Annotated in this window: 16 protein-coding genes and 1 tRNA gene; 6 read left to right on the top strand and 11 right to left on the bottom strand. The window is 34.8% G+C overall.

From position 1 onward, the window contains the following. Position 1 precedes the first annotated feature (1 nt). On the top strand, positions 2–1,486 hold the full coding sequence (locus AC6H33_RS02020; protein ID WP_497605310.1) for a SulP family inorganic anion transporter: 1,485 nt from the start codon (positions 2–4) through the stop codon (positions 1,484–1,486). Positions 1,487–1,490: 4 nt separating this feature from the next. Here AC6H33_RS02020 and AC6H33_RS02015 read toward each other — a convergent pair. The 11 genes from AC6H33_RS02015 to nadB all read right to left on the bottom strand — a co-directional run bounded on the left by AC6H33_RS02015 (position 1,491) and on the right by nadB (position 14,305). Continuing rightward, positions 1,491–1,575, bottom strand: a tRNA-Leu gene (locus AC6H33_RS02015). Between the two features lie 49 nt (positions 1,576–1,624). Beyond that, on the bottom strand, positions 1,625–1,939 hold the full coding sequence (locus AC6H33_RS02010; protein WP_497605309.1) for a F0F1 ATP synthase subunit C: 315 nt from the start codon (positions 1,937–1,939) through the stop codon (positions 1,625–1,627). A 175-nt stretch (positions 1,940–2,114) separates the two neighbouring features. Further along, positions 2,115–4,280 (bottom strand): polyribonucleotide nucleotidyltransferase, encoded by a 2,166-nt coding sequence (locus tag AC6H33_RS02005; RefSeq protein WP_497605308.1) that lies wholly within the window; start codon positions 4,278–4,280, stop codon positions 2,115–2,117. Further along, positions 4,270–4,932, bottom strand: a complete 663-nt coding sequence (locus AC6H33_RS02000; protein ID WP_497605307.1) for a phosphoribosyltransferase — start codon at positions 4,930–4,932, stop codon at positions 4,270–4,272. Before AC6H33_RS02000 ends, AC6H33_RS02005 begins: the two co-directional genes overlap by 11 nt. Before the next feature lie 3 nt (positions 4,933–4,935). Then, positions 4,936–7,155, bottom strand: coding sequence for an LPS-assembly protein LptD (locus tag AC6H33_RS01995; protein ID WP_497605306.1), 2,220 nt, complete (start codon positions 7,153–7,155; stop codon positions 4,936–4,938). Further along, the gene (locus AC6H33_RS01990) at positions 7,148–7,597 is read right to left on the bottom strand and encodes an RDD family protein (protein WP_497605305.1); all 450 of its coding nucleotides are present in this window, start codon (positions 7,595–7,597) and stop codon (positions 7,148–7,150) included. The genes AC6H33_RS01995 and AC6H33_RS01990 overlap by 8 nt, the downstream gene beginning before the upstream one ends. Then, positions 7,594–8,874 (bottom strand): phosphoribosylamine--glycine ligase, encoded by a 1,281-nt coding sequence (gene purD / locus AC6H33_RS01985; RefSeq protein ID WP_497605304.1) that lies wholly within the window; start codon positions 8,872–8,874, stop codon positions 7,594–7,596. Before purD ends, AC6H33_RS01990 begins: the two co-directional genes overlap by 4 nt. Positions 8,875–9,189: 315 nt before the next feature. Next, entirely contained in the window at positions 9,190–9,828 is a 639-nt protein-coding gene (locus AC6H33_RS01980) for a uroporphyrinogen-III synthase (protein WP_497605303.1), read from the bottom strand. A 10-nt stretch (positions 9,829–9,838) separates the two neighbouring features. Next, the gene (gene guaA, locus AC6H33_RS01975) at positions 9,839–11,389 is read right to left on the bottom strand and encodes a glutamine-hydrolyzing GMP synthase (protein ID WP_497605302.1); all 1,551 of its coding nucleotides are present in this window, start codon (positions 11,387–11,389) and stop codon (positions 9,839–9,841) included. Between the two features lie 98 nt (positions 11,390–11,487). After that, entirely contained in the window at positions 11,488–12,861 is a 1,374-nt protein-coding gene (nhaD, locus tag AC6H33_RS01970; RefSeq protein WP_497605301.1) for a sodium:proton antiporter NhaD, read from the bottom strand. Then, positions 12,854–14,305 (bottom strand): L-aspartate oxidase, encoded by a 1,452-nt coding sequence (gene nadB, locus AC6H33_RS01965; RefSeq protein WP_497605300.1) that lies wholly within the window; start codon positions 14,303–14,305, stop codon positions 12,854–12,856. Before nadB ends, nhaD begins: the two co-directional genes overlap by 8 nt. A 248-nt stretch (positions 14,306–14,553) precedes the next feature. On the opposite strand from nadB, the gene AC6H33_RS01960 reads away from it, so the two are divergent. The 5 genes from AC6H33_RS01960 (at position 14,554) to AC6H33_RS01940 (ending at position 21,921) form a co-directional block, all read left to right on the top strand. Beyond that, positions 14,554–14,919, top strand: a complete 366-nt coding sequence (locus tag AC6H33_RS01960) for a hypothetical protein (RefSeq protein WP_497605299.1) — start codon at positions 14,554–14,556, stop codon at positions 14,917–14,919. Further along, a complete protein-coding gene (uvrC, locus tag AC6H33_RS01955) occupies positions 14,909–16,711 on the top strand; it encodes an excinuclease ABC subunit UvrC (protein ID WP_497605298.1) in 1,803 nt (600 codons plus the stop codon). The genes AC6H33_RS01960 and uvrC overlap by 11 nt, the downstream gene beginning before the upstream one ends. A 72-nt stretch (positions 16,712–16,783) precedes the next feature. Continuing rightward, the gene (locus AC6H33_RS01950) at positions 16,784–17,182 is read left to right on the top strand and encodes a PAS domain-containing protein (RefSeq protein ID WP_497605297.1); all 399 of its coding nucleotides are present in this window, start codon (positions 16,784–16,786) and stop codon (positions 17,180–17,182) included. 15 nt (positions 17,183–17,197) lie between these two features. Beyond that, entirely contained in the window at positions 17,198–18,709 is a 1,512-nt protein-coding gene (locus AC6H33_RS01945; protein WP_497605296.1) for an Hpt domain-containing protein, read from the top strand. Continuing rightward, on the top strand, positions 18,709–21,921 hold the full coding sequence (locus tag AC6H33_RS01940; RefSeq protein ID WP_497605295.1) for an ATP-binding protein: 3,213 nt from the start codon (positions 18,709–18,711) through the stop codon (positions 21,919–21,921). Before AC6H33_RS01945 ends, AC6H33_RS01940 begins: the two co-directional genes overlap by 1 nt. Positions 21,922–21,933 lie beyond the last annotated feature (12 nt).

Here is a 21,933-nt window from a genome sequence, read left to right as displayed (position 1 = left end):
TTTGTACTTTTTTAAAAAAGATGAGTGGCTAGGAAATGTAAGAGCAGATATCTTATCTGGTCTTGTTGTTGCTCTTGCCCTTGTTCCTGAAGCTATTGCATTTTCTATTATCGCTGGAGTTGATCCAAAAGTTGGGCTTTATGCCTCTTTTTGTATAGCCGTTGTTATCTCATTTGTCGGTGGAAGAACTGGAATGATAAGTGCCGCAACTGGAGCAATGGCTCTAGTTATGGTTACTTTAGTAAAAGAGCATGGTCTTGAGTATCTCTTAGCTGCTACACTTCTAACAGGGGTATTTCAGATAATACTTGCTTATCTTGGTATTGCTAAGCTAATGAGTTTTGTCGCAAGAGCTGTTGTTGTGGGCTTTGTAAATGCTTTGGCTATTCTTATCTTCATGGCGCAACTTCCTGAACTTACAAATGTAACTTGGCATGTATATGCACTAACTGCCGCTGGGCTTGGCATCATTTATCTATTTCCTTACGTCCCTAAAATTGGAAAGCTTTTACCATCTCCTTTGGTTACTATCGTTGTTTTAACTATTTTTGTAATTTTTGCTGGTGTAGACGTAAGAACAGTTGGCGACATGGGAGACCTTCCAGATACTCTTCCCATCTTTTTATGGCCGAATGTTCCCTTAACATTTGAGACACTCCAAATCATTGCTCCTTATGCTTTTGCACTAAGCATTGTTGGCCTTCTTGAGTCATTTATGACAGCAACTATAATTGATGATATGACAGACACAAAAAGCGATAAAAGAGCAGAAGCAAGAGGTCAAGGAATTGCAAATATAGCGAGTGGCTGTATAGGTGGAATGGCAGGATGCGCAATGATTGGGCAATCCGTTATAAATATAAGCTCTGGCGGAAGAAAGAGATTATCAACATTTATAGCTGGATTTTTTCTGCTTATCTTGGTAGTCTTTTTAAGCGATATACTCAAACTCATCCCAATGGCAGCACTTGTTGCAGTTATGATAATGGTCTCTATTGGAACATTTGACTGGGGCTCGTTTAAGAGACTTAGAACCTTACCATTATCTACAAACATAGTTATGCTCTCAACAGTTGGAGTCACTGTTGGGACACACAACTTAGCATTTGGTGTTTTAACTGGCGTACTCTTGGCATCTCTATTTTTTGCAAATAAAATTAGCCACTTTATGTACTGCGAGACCTCTCAAGACGAAGATGCTAAAACATACAAAATAGTCGGGCAAGTATTTTTTAACAGTGCTGATAGATTTGTAGATTTTTTCGATTTTAAAGAGAAAGTTAGCAGTGTAATAATTGATTTAAGAAGAGCTCATTTCTGGGATATATCAGCAGTCCATGCGCTTGATAAATCTGTTATAAAGTTTAGAAAAGAGGGAATCTCTGTTAAAGTTATGGGGCAAAGTGAAGCAAGTGCTACAATAATAGACAGATTTGCTATACATGATAATCCACAAGAGATAGAAAAAATTATGGGAGGGCATTAAATTATGGTGCGACCGGGGAGATTTGAACTCCCACACCCGTAGGGCGCTACCACCTCAAGGTAGTGTGTCTACCGTTCCACCACGGTCGCATAAAAAAGTCTAACTCAAAAGAGTTAGACTGAGGTTTTTTTAGGTTTATTAACCTAAATAAGGGTTTGCGTAAAGTGCGATAAGAGCAATTACTAGTGCATAAATAACTTGAGCTTCGATCATTGCAAGAGCGATGAACATAGTAGTCATTAGTTTAGCACCTAAACCTGGGTTTCTTGCAGTACCAGCGATAGTTGCAGCAGCAGTATGACCCATACCGATTGCTCCACCAAGAGCAGCAAGACCAAGACCAAGACCAGCAGCGATCATTGAGTACGCTTTAAGTGTTTGGTTAGCAACATCACCATCATTTGCAAGAGCTGCAGTAGCAAGAGCTAACATTAAAAATAGAACTTTTTTCATAAGTTTCTCCATTAAATTTATTACAAATCTTTTCGGCTTACGTAACTGTATCCGCATGAATACAGCAACCCAAACATAAATGCAAGGATTTCCCTACTTAAATTCGATTGCGGATTATACAGAATTAGTTTTAAAACTTAGTTTAATTTTATAAATTTTATTAGTAAATAAACTTTTATGCTATTCCTAACGAGATTTTATTGCCTTTAAACTCTAAGATTTCAACATTTATCTCTTGTCCCTCTTTTAAAACATCACTAACTTTTTCTACTCTTTGATCTGAAATTTTAGAGATATGAATAAGTCCGTCAGTTCCATCAGGCAACTCTATAAAAGCTCCAAAATCTACTATTTTCTTAACACTGCCTTTGTACTTATCACCAACTTTATATTCTATTTTTGGTACTTTTGGAGCGTTAACTATTCCTTCGATATGCTCTCTAGCAGCTTGAACTCCACTTTTGCTCTTGCCCGTTACTTTAACTTTTCCATCTTTTTTATCTATATCTATCGCAACTTCAAACTTCTCTATAATCTCACGAATTGTTTTTCCTGCTTGACCGATAATATCACCTATGAAACTAGGATTTATATGAAAAAAGTCTGTGCTTGGAAGTACACCATCATTGAACGAAATGTTTTTTTCTGCCTCTTGCATAATATCTATGATGTGTGCTCTGCCCTCTTTAGCTTGATAAAGAGCCTCTTTTAAAATATTTAGACTAATTCCGCCAAGTTTTATATCCATCTGCATAGCAGTGATACCATCTTTTGAGCCAGTAACTTTAAAGTCTAAATCTCCATCATGATCTTCTAAACCCATAATATCTGAGAGGATTGCGTACTTATCTCCCTCGCTTACCATTCCCATAGCAATTCCAGCTATCGTATCGCTTGTCTCTATATCAGCAGCCCGAAGTGCCATGTAGCCACCACAAACGGTTGCCATAGAAGAAGAGCCATTTGACTCAAGTATCTCAGAAACTAAACGTACAGTCTGCCCTTGAAGATTTACAATAGGCTCGAGTGCTCTTTTTGCTAAATTTCCATGTCCTAACTCTCTTCTTTTTGTTCCAATGATAGGAGATGCTTCACCGACGCTAAATCCTGGGAAGTTATAGTGAACCATAAAATTCTCATTTTGAGTTCCCTCATCAGTCAGGTTTTCAAACATTTGAGCATCTTTTGGCCCACCCATCGTTAAAACAACAAGAGCTTGAGTCTGTCCACGAGTAAAAAGACAAGATGCGTGAGCACTTGGAAGAACATTTGTGCTTATAGATATTGGTCTGATTTCATTAAGCGCTCTACCATCTGCTCTAACTCTATCATTTAAAATCTGCCCTCTTACTTGCTCTTTTTTCACTTTTTCAATAGCATCTTTAAGCTCTACTTCATTCCACTCTTCTTTCGTGATAACTATTTTTTTTCTGAGTTGTCTAAGAGCAGTTGAACGTTCAGATTTTGCCATCTGATTCATAGCAGATTTTATATCTTCAAAATGGTTTGTTCGTACATACGCAACCATCTCCTCATTTATCTCGTGTGCTTTACACTCAAGTGGCATAGTCTCTTTTTTAAACGTTGTAAACATCTGTTCATATTTAGCATTTGTCTCAAATAGAAGCTCCTCAGCCTTTGCTAAAATTGTTATCAACTCATCCTCAGCTACTGCATTTGATACATGTGTTGCAATAATGGCAGAGCTTAAAGTTGGGTCCATTAATGGATCTATCATAAGGTTAGTATCAACCTTTACTCCGCCTTTGCTTCTCATCTCTATCATCAAAAGTTCCTCTTTTGTTCCCGATAGATAAAGGTCTAGTGTTGATTTATCAAGTTGGCTTAATGTAGGATTTAAAATTAACTCTCCATCTATTTTAGCAACTCTTACAGCTGATACTGATCTGTTAATATCTATATCACTCACATACAGAGCTGCTGAGGCAGCATTTAGAGCTAAAACTTGAAGATCTGACTCTTTATCAACACTAAATACCATAATAGTTATTTGTGTTGGATGTCCAAATCCTTTTGGGAAGAGTGGACGTAAAGAACGGTCTACTATTCGTGATGTAAGCGTTTCAAAATCACTTGGTTTTGTCTCTCGTTTAAAAAATCCGCCTGGAATTTTTCCAGCAGCATATGCTTTTTCAATATACTGAACTGTTAGTGGTAAAAAATCATCTTTTACAATCTCTGTCTCATCAATTACTATTGTTGCAAGTATAACGGTGTTTCCACTCTTTAACCATGCTGCTCCATTAGCTTGTTTTGCCACTTCTGCAAATGAGTACTCTTCATTTCTAGCATTTAATTCTATTGTTATATCATATTTCATTTTTTTCTCCTAAAATTTTTTCTATTCTCTCTTCGTCTATCTTTTCTAACTCTTCATAATAAAGAGCAGTTTCTACATAGTCATCTATCTTATGCAGATAAAATGTATCGTCTGCAAATGGTTCTAAAAACTCTAAAACATCACTTGGAATTACTGGAGCTACTATATAAATTGCTTTTGGCTTCATTGCCAATATAGCTTTTAGGGCAGTTAAAAACTTCAACCCTGTCTCACTTCCTTCGTCAACTAGCATAACTATCTTGTTGTGCATAGACGTAAAAGGACGACCTTTTCTATACTGATATATATAGCTTAAAATTTTCTCTTCATGTTTTCTATGTGCTTCGCCATAAATATAGTCATATTTTATTCCAAATGCAGAAACTAAATTTTCATTTATTACTATCTCTTCGCCTTCACAAACTCTAGCGATTTCACACTCGTGATTATTAGGAGCCATTATCGCTTCTGAGAAGAGAATATCAATGCTGTTTTTATATTTACCTCGTATATGATAGGCTAGTTCCAAGCCGCCACGAGAAACTGCTATTAGCTTCCAGTTTTCATCCTTTAGCCTCTGCATCGGTATTACATCATATAGTTTTTTTGCTGCGTCTTCTCTGTTTTTTAGTATATTTTTGTATCTGCCCATTGTTTAATTATTCTCTGATTTGTCAGGAAGTCTATAAGAGAATCCTGTCCCTTCACTTCCAGGTGCCATAATTGGTTTTAATCTTATTGTTACATATATATACCTATCATATATGGAGTCAGAGATACCGCTTAAGCTAAGTATCGGTCTGTTGTTCTCAACATATCTGAGTCCAAAATCCCAACATCTTTTTTGATATAAAAATCCAACCTCAAAACCTCTTTTTTCACTTCGCTCTAAGTCATAATCATGTTTAAAGCTGTATGAGTAGTGTTTGTCATAGATATATTTAACACTTGTTGTCATGTAGCTAGTAACTATATTTGTTGCCGTATAACTATTTTTATACATGTGAGAAAGCCCTAAATTAAAGCTTTTTCCTGTGTAAGAAATTTTATTGAAATTTTTAGAAAAACCATTTTCATCATAATTATAAAACATATTGTTATAGAAATTAAAATCTTTTGTTATCTGATAATCAAGCTCGTTTTCTAAATCACCTGCGCCGCCATTTACATCCTCATAAGATATGTTTTGTGCAACTCGATGATAGATTATCTGATTTCCTAAAGCATCATAGAGATAGTGAGCAAAATAGAGTTGCAATCTCTCTTCTATATCTGCAATATTATAAAATTCGCATCTTGCTGCATATTCTGGATCACTCTCATTGGCAGATATAGAACAATAGTCACTTCTCTCCTCGGTATTATATAGACTCATTTGCTCATCATAATATCCGCTTTGAGTATCAAATCCATCTTTTTGATACTGCGTTCCAAACTCTATAACATGTGTTAAATCATCATAGGCACGTGTTAGTTGTGTTGAAGCGGAGATTAGATGATAATTTCTAGCAAAAAGACCATTATCGTACTCATTAGTTGGTACTGTAATCTCATTTTTGTTTTTAAAAGATGTCTGTTGAGCATATAGATTTGCTGTGTATGAAACATTTAGATACTCATCAAAGAGTGAAGTGTGAAGAGTTACTGGCACATTTAGGTCAGTTTGAACAGCACTTACTCCAGCTTGTCTGTAGTAATTGTCACTTTTTATATCAGTACTGTATGATAGATGGTTATCAAAAAAAGTGTCTAAATATGTGTGATAATGAATGGATGGAAGACTTTGAAGAGTTTTTTCATTGCTATCTATCGTCAAATCTTTATAGTGCTTGAAATAAGCGCCAATATAGTCGTTATCTGTGTTATAAAAGAGATTTATTCTTGAGAGAAGCTGTGTTGTCGTTGCATTTTGAGTTGTATCATTTGTTGATAGATTTATATAGTCAACATCATTCATGTTGACTATATCCATATACATACCAGATTGTCCACTAAGATTAGACCCAAACCACTGGTTTATAAAATCATCATTGTCATATAGAAAATTAAAGCCGTAATGCTTTTTATTTGCTAGTTCATTCTCTAGGAAATAGTCCTCTTTCTCTTTAAAGTAACCAGTAGTAAGAGAGCCTTTTGAAGTTTTGCTATCAACAAATCTAAATGTAGAGTATAGCCCAGAGCCTCTATTTGTTCTAATTTGCGGTTTTAGCTCCAAATCCCACCAATTTTGTTCCGCAATAAAGAGTGCTTGTTCATAGTAAAACCCCTCTTTTTCAGAGAACCCAACCATTGGAGGCAAAACACCAGTTCTTCTTGTGGTATCAAGAGAGTAACCAAAATATGGTGTATAAAAAACAGGAATATCATAGAGATAGAGTCTTGCGTTATATAAATTTAGCCACATTGTATCTGTGTTGTACTCTGAAGAGGTAAATTCCATTTTCCAAAGAGGATTATTAGGGTCACATCCACTCATCACTCCAGAAGTTACATCCATATCTTTTGCTTTTGAGTGCCCTTTGTCTCCACTGAGCCAAACATCAGAACTCTTCTCTAGCATAAAAAATGGTGTAAATGTTCTCTCTTTATTTGCGATATTAAGCTTAGCATACTCTCCAAGAATTTTAATATTCTCTCCCTGAGAAGCTCTAATATTTTCAAAAAGTTCTAAATCACCGCTATCTCTATCATAACGAGCCCTCTTTGCACTGAGGTGATAATCTTGATATATTACAACGACATCACCGCTTGCCGTAACTATATTATCTTTTGTATCCATTGTAGTTGCATATACTTCTACTTTAGAATTTTTCTTAATCTCCTCAGCCACTAAACCAGCAACTACAAGTAATGCAATTATAAAAAACTTAAGCATCTATAACCAACGTATTGGCGCTTTTATCATGCCAAGCTTGTCTTGATGGATCTAATACACCCCACAAAAATCCGAGATAAAACAGCATCTCACTTATAACTCTGACAACTGAGCGGTTAAGTGCTACAATCACATTTGGCTTTTGCAATGTTTTAATCTCCACAACTCTGATTTTTAAAAGTAGTTTACCAAGTGTAGCCCCATACTGCATGATAAAAAAAGCTTGATATACAACTTTAACAGCCATATACTCTAAAAAAAATGTATTTGTTAAGAGTATCATCTCTTCAACTGTTTTAGCCTCAAAAAAAGAGTTTCCAAGACCAATAATGAGCAAAAAAGAGAGCAGCATCTCATCTACAAAAAAAGCCATTGACCTTTTTTTAATTGATGCTAAGTGCATATCTTCTTTGTGAAGTCTATCTTGAATCTCTTCGTTCACTTTGTTTCTTTAAATAGGGCTTGATAAGCAATATCGGTACGTAATTTTTTACCAGCATAGTGAACTTGTCCGCATCTCATATATGCTCTGTCTCTTGCCTCTTTTATAGTATCACCCAAGCCTACACAAACTAAAACACGTCCGCCATCAGCATAAAGTTTTCCATCAATCATGCTAACACCTGCGTAAGAGATATGTGTATATTTTTCTATCTCTTCATGATAAACATCATCTAATATTATCTCAGCAGGAGTTGAATTTGAATATGGATAGTTAGCACTTGCCATAACTACACCTACTGCAAATTGCTTTGAAAACTCAACTTTTATCTCACCGAGTCTATTTGTAGCAGCTTTATAGAACATATCACTTACACTTGAAGTCATAAGAGGCATAAGAATCTCACATTCAGGGTCTCCAAAACGAACATTAAACTCTAAAGTAATTGGTTCACCATTTACTACCATAACGCCTATGAAAAGAACTCCCTCAAAAGGTGCATTCTCTTTCTTCATTCCATCTAGCGTCGGGCGGATAATTCTATCTCTTACTTTTTGATAAAGTTCTTCATCAACCAAAGGAGTAGGAGCGTAAGCACCCATTCCTCCAGTATTTGGTCCTTTGTCTCCATCCATAACTCTTTTATGGTCTTGCGCAGCTGGAAGGAGTATATAATCCTCTCCATCACAAACGGCAAACATAGAGAGTTCATACCCGTCTAAAAACTCTTCTACTATAACTTTTTTTCCTGCGTCTCCAAAGCTCTTTCCGCTTAACATCTCAGATATCGCAACTTTTGCTTCATCATGTGTTAGTGCGATAATTACGCCTTTTCCACCACATAAGCCATCTGCTTTTACAACTATTGGTGTTTGTAATTTATCTGTAAATTTAAAAGCTTCTTCTATTGATGCTGTCTCTATATAACGTGCGGTTGGAATGTTGTATTTTGCCAAAAAGTTTTTCATATACACTTTTGAACCCTCAAGCTGTGCAGCCATTTTACTCGGTCCAAATATTACAAGGTCATTTGATTTAAATATATCTACTACACCATCAACTAAAGGCGCTTCAGGCCCCACAATTGTTAGTTCTATACGATTCTCTTTAGCAAAGAGCGCCAACTTGTTATAATCTTTAATGTCTATATTTTTTCCTAGAGATGAAGTAGCTCCATTTCCAGGCATAAAAAAGAGTTCATGAGCCTCATCTTCATTTAAAATTGCACGAGCTATAGAGTACTCTCTACCACCGCTGCCTAATATTAAAATCTTCATTAACGCTCCAAAAATAAATTAAAAAATATCTACTTAAAATATCTAAATATCTTCAGTAGATATATTTTTTAAATAGCCCGAGTAGCCGTCTCGCAGTTGGCTTGGTTCTAAAAGCCGTATTTGGGCGAAGAGAGTGCTCTTTATCGGCGGCATTATCTCGACAGAGTTAACATATCTCAAACGATAGCACCGACACACAAGAGCTCTACTAATTCGCTAGTTGAAAATGTAGAACCCTCATTAAGCGATATGTCGAACCACCCAGACTATTAGTACTATTATACAAAATAATTCTTGATTTTATTTTATAAATCGCTATTTCGCATCCAATGCAAGTTCAATGCAGCTCTCTATAGATGTATTTTGACTTATTATATAATCTATGCCTTTTGGCAAACAAGCAGCTGTTGTTGTTCCAATTACTATAACTTTTGCATCTGGATGGATTGTGTTATTTTTTAAAAAACACTCAATTGAGGATGGTGAAGTAAAGATAAGAGTTGAGTCATCATCTACTCTTACGTCCAATATCTCTTTAGAACACTCACTTACATATAATATCTTCTCATCAATACTATACCCCTCTTCTTTAGCTATTTGAACAAAATTAGAAGCTATGAGTTCGGCTCTAAGATAGAGCCATTTAATATCCAGCGGTAACTCTCTTATTTTTTCTATAAGATTATCACCATAACCATCACCCGTCTCTAATATATTGCCTCCAAATTCTCTGTATGAATCTGCTGTTTTAATAGAGACACAAAGAGCAGGAGTATTGATAAACTCTTCTTTATCATACTGTTCTAGCGCTTTTACAGTCTGTTTTGATGTAATAATAAGATAATCATATTTAGAAAAATCTACATCAGGCTTTAAATACCTAACATCTAAAGATTTTATACTTTTTGCATGCTTATTTTTTGAAGTAGCAAAAAGATAGATGCTTTTTGACATATCCTATTCTCTATTCCCACTCTATTGTAGCAGGCGGTTTTGAGCTTATGTCATAAACAACGCGATTAATTCCATCTACCTCATTTATAATTCTTCTGCTAATTCTCTCAAGAAGGTCATGTGGAAGATGAGCAAATGTTGCAGTCATACCATCAACTGCTTCAACAACTCTAACACATACAGTGTTATCATAAGTACGATTATCGCCCATAACTCCAACAGATTTTACATTTAGTAAAACCACAAAAGCCTGCCAAGTTTTTGCATAGTATCCACTAGCTTTTAGCTCATCTAACAAAATAACGTCGGCTTCACGAAGCAGTGTTAAATCAGCTTCATTAACATCGCCCATGATACGAATTGCAAGTCCTGGTCCAGGGAATGGGTGACGATTTATCATAGCTTCAGGGAGTCCTAGTTCTAGCCCGATTTTACGAACCTCATCTTTAAAAAGTTCTCTTAATGGTTCTATCAGTTCAAAATCCATCCAATCTGGCAATCCACCAACATTATGATGAGATTTTATAACCTCAGATGGCCCATTTACGCTAATAGATTCGATAACGTCTGGATATAGAGTTCCTTGAGCTAAAAACTTGATGCCATCATGCTTCTTAGCCTCTTTTTCAAACTCCTCTATAAATGTGTGCCCGATTATCTTTCTTTTTTTCTCAGGGTCACTAACACCTGCAAGCTTGCTTAAAAAGCTCTCTCTTGCATCAACCACAACAAGAGGCACTTTAAGGTTTATTTTAAAAATCTCTTCAACTTGCTCTCTCTCACCTTTTCTAAGAAGTCCGTTATCTACAAAAACAGGTACTAGCTGATTTCCTATCGCTTCATAAAGCATAGCTGCTACAACTGAACTATCAACTCCGCCACTTAGTCCACATAAAACTTTTCCGCTGCCAACTCTTGCGCGGATACTTTTAATCTGCTCTTTTAAAAAGTGTTCCATCTTCCACTTCTCAGTAACGCCACAGATATTTCTTGCAAAGTTACGAAGCATCAAATATCCCTCTTCAGAGTGTTGAACCTCGGGGTGATACTGCATTGCATATATACGTTTTTCTTCATTTGCGATAGCCGCATATGGAGAGTTGGCAGAAACAGCGATTGGCTCAAAACCAACTGGGAGAACATCAACTTTGTCACTGTGACTCATCCATACAATTCTCTCATCATCACAATCTTTAAAAAGTGGTGAAGGATTTGTATCTAGTTTCAAAATATTTAGTTCAGCTTTTCCATACTCATGATGAGATGAGCGGATAACACTTCCACCAAAGTCAGCAGCTATTCTTTGCATACCATAGCAGATTCCAAGAACTGGAATCCCCATAGTGTAAACACCTTGGTCAACCTCATAAGCATCTTTATTGTAAACAGAAGATGGACCTCCGCTTAAAATTACTCCTTGAGGATTTTTTGCTTGAATATCTGCTACTTTTGTATGATATGGAAGAATTTCACAATAAATCTTATCTTCTCTTAAGCGACGAGCTATAAGTTGTGTATATTGAGAGCCAAAGTCCAATACTATAATGCTAACATTTGTCATTTGATTACCTTTAAGAAAGTGTTTTGAAGTGCCTAGTAGGCGTTAAGAGGGTATGTACCCTTTTGATGTCAAAAGGATACAATAAGTTTGTTTAATGTTTAATATATGCCCATTATCTCAAACTGAACATACCAGATAGATACAGAAACTATATATCCTACAAGAATAGTCCATGAGTACTTCATATGTGAGCCAAATGTATATATTCCAGGTAGTTTACCCATAACACCTACGCCAGCAGCAGAACCAAAAGAGATTAGTGAGCCGCCAATTCCAGCAGTCAGAGTGACTAAAAGCCACTGGTCCATTCCCATATCTGGGTTCGCTTTTAAAATTGCAGACATAACAGGAACGTTATCTACAATGGCTGAGAGGAAACCAACTCCGATATTTGACCAAGTTGGACCAAGAACTGAGGGGTCATAAACAACTGCAGCAAGAGCTAGCCATCCAACAAAGTAAAGAGCACCAACTGCCGCTAAAATTCCAAAGAAGAAAAGAAGCGTATTATTTTCAATCTTTGCAATAGAGTGAAAAATATTGAAGTGAGAGTTGTGAATTTTTTTAAGTCTGTAAGCATATAGCTTAAGAAGAGATAGACCAAAAAGCATACCCCACATAGCTGGAAGATGAAGTATTTGATGCGATAAAACTGCACACAAGATAGTGAATACACCAAGACCCATAACAACCTCAGCACCCTTCATCATTTCAGGTTTTTTCTCAGTTGATACATCAAAGAATGGAACTTCATCTGGTACAAATCTACTAAGCAGATAAGCTGTTACAATATAACCTATGATTGAAGCTGGGAAAAGAAACAAGAAGTCAATAAAGTTTGCCTTTCCTGCTGCCCATGCCATAAGGGTTGTAATATCTCCAAATGGACTCCAAGCACCACCTGCGTTTGCTGCAACAACTATATTTATAGCCCCTGGAACCAAGAATGATGCTTTATTTCTCTCTATCGTTATAAGAACTGTTGAGAGAATAAGAGCTGTTGTTAAGTTGTCTGCAACTGGAGATAGAAAAAACGCTAAAAATCCTGTAGCCCAAAATAGTTTTTTATAGCTATAGCCCTTTGATACAAGCTTATATTTTAAACTATCAAAAACACCCATATGAATCATAGACTCTATATATGTCATAGCAACGAACAAGAAGAAGAAAATTTCTGCAATCTCCAAGATAATATGTTCAACTTGTGTATGAACAAGGTTCATATCCATTCCATTTACAGCATAGTAACCAGCTACCAATATAAACAAAAACGTACCAGTAAAGAGCGCTGGTTTTGCTTTGTCAATATGATACTTCTCTTCTGCGGCAACAAAATAGTAACCAATTACAAATATAATAAGAGAGGCAAAACCAACCCACGTGAACGTCAAATCTGGAAGCTCACTACTAGCTTCCCCTGAACTTGCAAATGCAAAACTAACACCCAACATAATAATCAAGAGCTTAATCATTATCATCCTTTTGTATAAAATGTACCCCAATTGACTCATCTCTAGCTAATGCCCCAAGAACAATCTCTCTTGCTGTTAGTAGCCGAAATTTTAGAAGTCTACCAATTTTTTCATTTAAAAGAGCATTGATTTGATGCAAAGCGCTATTGAGACCATTTTTTGTTCTTACAATAGAAACGTTCTCCCACATAATACGGCGTAGAAGATTTTTTTTATCTTTATCTTCTTTTAAACTCATAATTTCATCGCTCACATCAAAAAGCAACTCTTCTTTAGTGCTTTTTATCTTTAGCAGATGCTCTACCGCTCTTTTGCCAAAAACAAGTCCCTCTAAAAGAGAATTTGAAGCAAGTCTATTTGCGCCATGAACCTTTGTTGAAGCGACTTCACCAATTGCATAAAGTGATTTTACGCTTGGTACTGCACCATTAACATCTGTTTTAATACCACCTATCGCGTAATGAAAGGCTGGTGATATAGGCACTCTCTGCTTAGGAACGTCATACCCTAAGAGCTGAAGACTTTTGTATAGGTTTGGAAATCGTTTTGTAAAATAGACATGGTCAAAGTTTTTAAATGAGAGGTATGTCTGCATCTTTGTTTTTTTATTGTAATCATATATTGCCTTACTAACAATATCCCTAGAAGCAAGTTCTCCTCTCTCATCATAATCAAAAAGAAATCTTCTCCCTTTTTCATCTTCAACAGTAGCACCCTCACCTCTTAGGGCTTCTGTTAAAAGCAGTTTTTGAGCGGAGTCACTCTTAACAAAGACAGTTGGATGAAATTGCATCATCTCCATATCTGAGAGTTCAATCCCTTTGATAACGCAAAGCCCCTGCATATCAGCACTAATACAAGGTGCGTTGGTATGAAACTCATAAAGCGAACCAACACCGCCACTAGCAATGATTACATTGTCTGCGTATATATTTCTGCTCTCTCTGTGATCAAGTACGGTAACTCCATAACACTCACCATCTTTTATAAGCAAATCTACTACTCTTGCATCAGTAAGCATTGGATGTGGATTTTGCTGTAGTAAGAAGTAGTGCATATGTCGCCCTGTAGCATCTCCTCCAGCATGCAAAATACGCTCTTTAGAGTGCGCGGCTTCTTTTGTATAGAGAAGATTTCCATCTTTATCTTTATCAAATTCAAATCCACGCGCTATCAAATCATCAATAATTACACGTGAACTCTCACTTAAAACCTTTACAGCCTCTTCATTGCAAAGACCAGCTCCAGCATCAAGTGTGTCTTGTATATGCAGAGGAATATCCTCAGCATCTATTGCTAAAGCAATACCGCCTTGAGCATAAAAACTATTGCATTTAAAAGTTTCTCTTTTATTGATAAGGAGAACTTTTTTACTCTTTGGAATGTGCATTGCAGCATAAAGCCCAGCTACTCCAGCACCAACAATTACTACATCATACTTCATTTTTTTATAGCATCACTTTCATTATTGTCGCTACGTGGCTGCTTTATAATGAATTTAACATTATCATCACCATTTGGTGCACTCTCTAAATAGTATGGATCAGCCTTGTAGCCACATCCATTCAAACTTAATAAAAACATTGCTATAATTACCAGATGAAAAACGCTAGTCAAATTATAAATTCTATTCAAAGCAGACCTCAATTCTCTAAACTAATTTATTATAAATGTATAAAAATAGTCCAATCTATGCTTACTCCGCCTATACAAAAAATGATTAACTTCGCTTACATCAAAAACAGAACACTGTTTTTTGTATTTAATCACCCAGTTGGGAAACAAGAGTTTGATAATAATATACAAAGCATTAAAAGTGCTTTAAAGTTTTATATGCCCACTGAGTGCAAGGAGTGCGATGATAACCTTTTTGATGACATTAAAGCTTTCGTCACTCATACTCCAAAGGGTTTAAAAGAAGAATTAAAAGACGTACCTCAAACATACAAAGAGCGTTCAAATGGCAATTTTGACATAGACATAAAAGATGAAAAACTCAACTCACTGGCTAAAGAGATTCAAAAAATCATCAAAGAGATAAGAAGTCGTGAGTCTTAAAGATAGAATAAAGGGCCTTCCAGATTCTGCTGGGGTCTATCAATATTTTGACAAAGATGGACATCTTCTCTACATTGGAAAAGCAAAAAGTTTAGCAAAAAGGGTAAAGAGCTACTTTAACTTTTCTCCAGAATTTAAGCCAAATTCAAACCTCTCTATCAGAATTGCAAAGATGATATCTCAAGCTCATACACTTGAATATATAGTTGTAAACTCTGAACATGACGCACTTATTTTAGAAAATTCTCTTATAAAACAGTTTATGCCAAAGTACAATATTTTGCTACGTGATGATAAAACATATCCATATATTTACATAGACAACTCACAAAAATATCCTAGATTTGAGATAACAAGAAAAATAATCAAATCATCAGATATTAAGTACTATGGTCCTTTTTCAGTGGGAGCGCGTGATATTTTAGACTCTATTTATGAGCTCTGTGCACTTGTACAAAAAAAAGGCTCTTTAAGCTCAAAAAAACTATGTCTTTACTACCAAATAAATAGATGTTTAGGCCCATGTGAACTGCCTGTAAGTGAAGAAGATTATAACAAAGAGCTGGAATTAGCAAAAGAGCTGATTTTAAACAAAAAAACATTGATTAAAAAACTACAAGATAAGATGTTTTTTTACGCTGAGAACTTAAGATTTGAAGAGGCAACTGCGCTTCGTGATAGATGCGAGAGGATAAGCCGTTCAGAGATTAAAAGCGAGATAGATTTTGCAAGTAGTGAGAACTATGATATTTTTGTCATCAAAAACTCTCAAAGCAGAGCCGTTATTGTTAGGATTTTTATGAGAGAAGGAAAGATAATATCCTCATCTCATGACTATATACAGCTTCATGAGGGATATGATGAAGATGAGCTTTATCAAAGAGCTATTATGGGATTTTATGCTCATGGTAAACCACCTATTGTTGCGCCTATTTTAGTAGCTTCTGAGTTTGAGGGCAAAGAAAGTATAGAGGAGTTTTTAAGCACTGTTTTTGAGAAAAAAGCAGATATAAAAGTTCCAAAAACAGGTAAGAGAAAACAGCTTGTAGATTTGGCACTACTAAACGCCACAGAACTTCTTAAAAAAGAGACTCAAGAAAAGCAGAGTGGAATTTTAAATGAGATAAAAGAGCTTTTTTCTCTACAAAGAGTTCCTTCTCGAGTAGAGGTTTTTGATAACTCTCATATATCTGGGGTTGCTTGTGTTGGAGCAATGGCTGTTTACGAGAATGATAAGTTTGATAAAAAAAGCTATCGTATATACCGCCTAGAAGCAAGAGATGAGTACGCCCAAATGAGAGAAATGCTCCTTAGACGAGTTGAAAGTTTTCTAAAAAACCCTCCTCCTGATTTATGGATTTTAGATGGAGGAAGCACACTACTAAATCTAGCCTTGTCTATCTTAGAATCAAGCGGTATAGCCTTAGATGTGATTGCTATTGCAAAAGAGAAAGTTGATGCTAAAGCACATCGTGCAAAAGGTAAAGCAAAAGACATTATGTACTCAAAGGATAGTAGTTTCAAGCTACTTGATAGCGATAAAAGACTCCATTTTGTTCAAAAGTTAAGAGATGAAGCTCACAGATGCGCTATAAATTTTCATAAAAAAACAAAACTAAAAATTGATCAAGAGAGCAAACTGCTCACACTAAAAGGTATTTCTCAAGCAAAAATTATAAAACTCTTAAACCACTTTACAACATTTGATGCTATCAAAGAAGCCACCGTAGAAGAAATAAGCTCTATTTTAAACTTAAAAGATGCAAATATCATAAAAAATATTTATATATAAGTTTTTTTTTAAACTATTAATGATATATTTAGCCGAGTCTATAATTTTTAACTATATTACACAGAGGTTTTTATGAGCAAAGTTATACCAAGAGATGAAGAGTATATATTTGAAGGCAAGGTGGCGATAAGCCAAACAGACCTAAATGGGAATATAACTTTTGTAAATAGAAAATTTTGTGAGGTATCTGGATATAGTATTGAAGAGCTAATAAAAAGCAATATAAATATAACAAAACATCCTGATGTTCACGCATCTACATATGAGAAAATGTGGGATACTCTAAAAAGCGGTCAAGTATATAACGGTATGATAAAAAATATGCGTAAAGATGGTAGTTACTACTGGGTTGACATTGAAATTGCTCCTATTTTTGACAAGCAAGAACATATAACTGGTTATATCTCAGTTAGCAAACCTTCACCAAGAAAAAATATTCAAGAGAATGAAAATCAAAACACAAACAATTAATAGCAAAGGGTTTCTATGTTAATTTACAACCATAAAAAAGAGTTCCTAGGAATAGATGAAGCTGATTTAAAAATTCTCTCACTATCAAGTATCGCAGACTTGCTAGAGGAAGCAACTGATTTTGCTGATCTCTTTGTCAAGTCTCCTGGTTTTATTCATAATTTCAAACATGTTCACTGGATTGATTATGTTACTTGTAATGATGGCGCAACTGATTCAAAAGCAATTATTAAAATAAAAGGTAAGAACTACTCAACAACTATACAAATTAATACCATGTATCTTCTTGAGAGCCCTACACAAAAAGCTTTTGTAGTTGAGTTGGTAAATTTAAAATCTTTATCTCATTCACAAGAAGAGCGCATTATTAGCTCATCTATTGCCGAAACAAGCCAACAAAACATCATTAATAGTTCAAGTAAACCAAAAGAAGAAACAAGTTATACGAACTTAAATCCAAATATTATCAAAGATCCTTACGAAGAGAGTATGGATGAGACAAGCTATGCTCCTGTAAAAAAACCAAATGAGCTAAAAATTGAGATAGAAGATTTAGTTTCAAAATCTGATATAGACGTTAAACCAGAAATCATCGTAAAAGAAAAAGTTACAACTCCATTAGCTCAAGTAATGCATGACGATACTGAAGATAGTGATTCTAAATTTTCAAACTACTCTTACGATCCACATATAGCGTCAGAGGAGCTTGGCTTACCAATAGATTTGGTAGAAGAATTCATCCAAGATTTTATAGCACAAGCAAACAGTTTTAAAAGTGATTTGTACAACTCTTTAGCACAAGGCAATATGGATAATCTAAAAATCCAATCTCACAAACTAAAAGGTGTTGCGGCAAACCTTAGAATAGAAGATGCACTCGATTCATTAACAGTTGTAAACTCATCTCATGATGAGTATGAGATACAAAAAAATATTGATAGATTTTATAACATAATAAATAAATTATCTAAAAATGGTACTCAAAAAGTTGAACCAATAGCTCTTCCCATCAAACAAGAAGAGCCTGAAGATGATTTTGTTATATCTTTTAAAGATGAGCCACAAACAAAAAATCATATTGAGATTTTAGACTCAGATGTTCCAGATTTCATAGAAATTCCTGAACTAGCAGATGATACTTTTGTAGAACAAAACATCTCTTTGGACGTTGATGATGATTCTGAAGTCGAAGAAGAGCCATTAAAAGTAATTTTACATTATGATAAAAATAAAATAGCCCACGATATAGGACTAGATATAGATAGCTTCAATGAGCTCTTTAGTGACTATCTCACAGAAGCCAAAGAAATTTCTGTAGCTATAAACGAATCTTTAGAAAAAAGCAATTTAGCTGAGTGTAAAAATGGCGCAAGAAAACTAAAAGGTATGAGTGAAAATATGAGAATTCATGATTTTGATTTATACTTAAATGAGATTATTGGTGCAACAAATATTAATGAAATCAGCAAAAGCGTAAAAAATATAACCTTAGTACTTAATCTTATCTCAAAAACAGAGGGTAAATAATGCAATTTGGATTAAAAAATAGATTAAGACTCATAAGTCTTCTCCCAATCGTTGTCCTCTTTGCAATGACAAGTTACTATGTGTATAACTCATTTCTTGGATTTAATGCTGCAGAGCAACTTAAAGAGAGGCTGGATCAAAATAAGCATCTCAACGAGGTAATTAGTAATATTGCCCGTGAACGTGGTATGAGTGCCATGTACCTTGGAAATAAAACAGAAAATATTCTTAAATCTCTTATTGAACAACGAAAAGTTGTTGATGAAAAAGTTGATGGTTACCTCCAATATGCGCAAAGTAACAAAAGACTTCATACGCATACAAGCGATAGTGACAAATCAACATGTCTTGCGTGTAGTAATGTTGATAACGTAATCGCAGCAATAGCAAAAATAAAATCAGTCAGACCTCTTGTTGATGCTCATAGCATAGAGTTTGAAGAGATGTTTATGGATGTATATGGAAAAGCTCAAGTAAACTTCATCAAGCAACTTCAACAAATTACAGAAAATCAAATAGATAAAGAGATAAACGAACTATATTCACTCTATATATCAATGGTTAATGCTAAAGAAGCTTCTGGTATCGAGAGGGGATATATGGCATATATTATATCACGCTCAACAGAACTTACAAGCGATGACTTAAATGAGTGGATTTCTCTTATTGGTAAAGCTGATGCAATAAATTATGAAGGTATCCAAAACAAAGGTCTTATTAGCAGCTTAGATGCTCTCCTTAAAAATGATGACAGTTTAGAACTTTTTGAAGAGATTAACAGCGAAAGAACAGCTATTATCTCTGTTGCTGATAGTGGAGAGTATGATATTACCTCTGGTGTATGGTTTACAATGCTCTCTGAGAAGATAAATACTATTTCTCAAGCAGAAGAGTTGCTATTAAATGCTATGAACACTAGAGCTCAAAAGGTACAAGAGGAATCTCTCCAAATTCTTGTTATCACTTTTACAGTTTGGTTTATAGCTATTATACTTGCTGTTTTAGGATATATCTTATCAAATGAAATTGCAAAAAATATCAAAAATCTTGAAAACGTACTTGAAAAAGTTGCTGGAGATTATGATTCTAAAGATAGAAAAATAAATCTTCATACAGCGCAAGGTACCGACCTTGCTTATGAGCTCTTAGAAGATATTATTGAGCAGACAAAAAGAGATAAAATCTCAGCACAAGAGGCAAGTGAAGCAAAATCTATGTTCTTGGCAAATATGTCACATGAGATTAGAACTCCGCTAAATGGTATCGTTGGATTTACTGAGCTTCTTAAAGACTCAGGACTTCAAGAGGAGCAGAGTGAATTTGTTGATATTATTGAAAAAAGTTCTGAAAATCTTCTTGAAATTATCAATAATATTCTTGACCTCTCTAAAATCGAGAGCAATAAACTTGAAATCGAACATATAGCATTTAATCCTATCGTAGAGTTTGAAAGTGCTGTTGAAGTTTATGCAGTTCGTGCAAGTGAAAAACATATCAACCTTGGATGTTTCATAGACCCTAGTCTTGAGTTCCCACTAAAAGGTGACCCTACTAAATTAAAAGAGGTTATTATTAACCTTCTTTCAAATGCTGTAAAATTTACAAATAATGCTGGTTCTATCAATGTAAATATCAGAAAAGTAAAATCTAATGAGATTGGAAAAACAAGAGTTAAATTTGAGATTCAAGATAGCGGTATCGGTGTAACAAGTGAACAAAAATCTAAAATTTTTGAAGCTTTCTCTCAAGCAGACACTTCTATTACTCGTAAGTATGGAGGAACAGGGCTTGGTCTTACAATCTCAAGTAACTTTGTTGAACTTATGGGTGGACAACTTGATTTAGAGAGCAAAGTAGGAGAAGGCACAACATTCTTCTTTACGCTTGATTTTGAAGAGGTAGAGACCTTAAACGAAACTTCTCAAGATAATTTTAACACTTTAAAAGCACTTATCTTGAGTGACTCTATAAAAATTAAAAAGCAAGATAAATATCTAAGAGAGTACCTTGACTATTATGGTGTTGGATATACAACATTTAAAGAGATAAGCAAAGTAGAGCTTCTATCAAAAGAGAATAATTACAATCTTCTTTTTGTAGACTATGATTATGTTGATGAAGATACACTGCGAGAATTATCAAAATTGCCGCAAGAGCTAGTTGTTCTAACCAAATCAAATCTAATGAAAAGAGTAGATTCTCTAGGATTAGATATTTTTAAAATTCTATATGAACCAATTCACGCATCAAAAATCAAACAGATGCTTGAGAACTATATTCTCTCAAACAGTTCAATACAGGTTATCAAAAAACCATCTCGCAAAAAATTTGATTTAAATAAATCAAAATTTGTAGCCGATGTACTAGTTGCAGAAGACAATATAATAAATCAGAAACTCATTCAAAGAACACTAGAGGATTTAGGTCTTAATGTAACGATTGCAAATAACGGTCTTGATGCTTTTCAGAAAAGAAAAGATGGGAAATTTGACCTAATATTTATGGATATTCAGATGCCATTCCTTGATGGTGTGGAAGCTACTACTGAGATTTTAGAATGGGAAGAGGATTATTCTCAAGCACATATTCCTATCATTGCGCTTACAGCAAATGCGCTAAAAGGCGATAGAGAGAAATTCTTATCTGCGGGATTAGACGAATATACAACAAAACCTCTTGTAAGAACAGAAATAATCTCTGTTTTAAATATGTTCTTAGCTGATTTTATAGTTGAAGCTGATCAGTTAACAAAAGAGCCGATACAGAGCCCTAAAGTCACTGTATTACAAGAAACTCTAATAGAAAAGATTGATGAGTCTGCACAGCATCATACGCTTAGTACAGAATACAGAGCAGATATTCTTATTGCTAAGAAAAGCACTTTTGAGACAAAACTTTATACAAAAGTTATTGAGTCTATGGGTGATTTAACGTATGAAGTTGCTTCATCTTTGATTGATTTTAAAGAGCTAATTAGTAACTACTCTTATAAAGTTGTTCTATTTGATAAAGAATATAGTGATTTGGATGTTTCACAAATAGCTGCAAGTATTAGAAAACTAGGTGATTCAAATAAACTTGAATCTCACGTTGTACTAGTTGATGATTCTATTGTAAAGAATAATCAAGAGCATATAGAATATGTTGATGAAATAATCAATAATGTTGTAAATAGAGACCTGCTAAAATCTCTGTTTAAAAAATACGTTTAAAAAGGAAAATAG

It is taken from the genome of Sulfurimonas limnophila (assembly GCF_059705345.1).
Note: the sequence above shows the minus strand (reverse complement) of the source record. Positions and strands in the feature narration are given on the sequence as shown.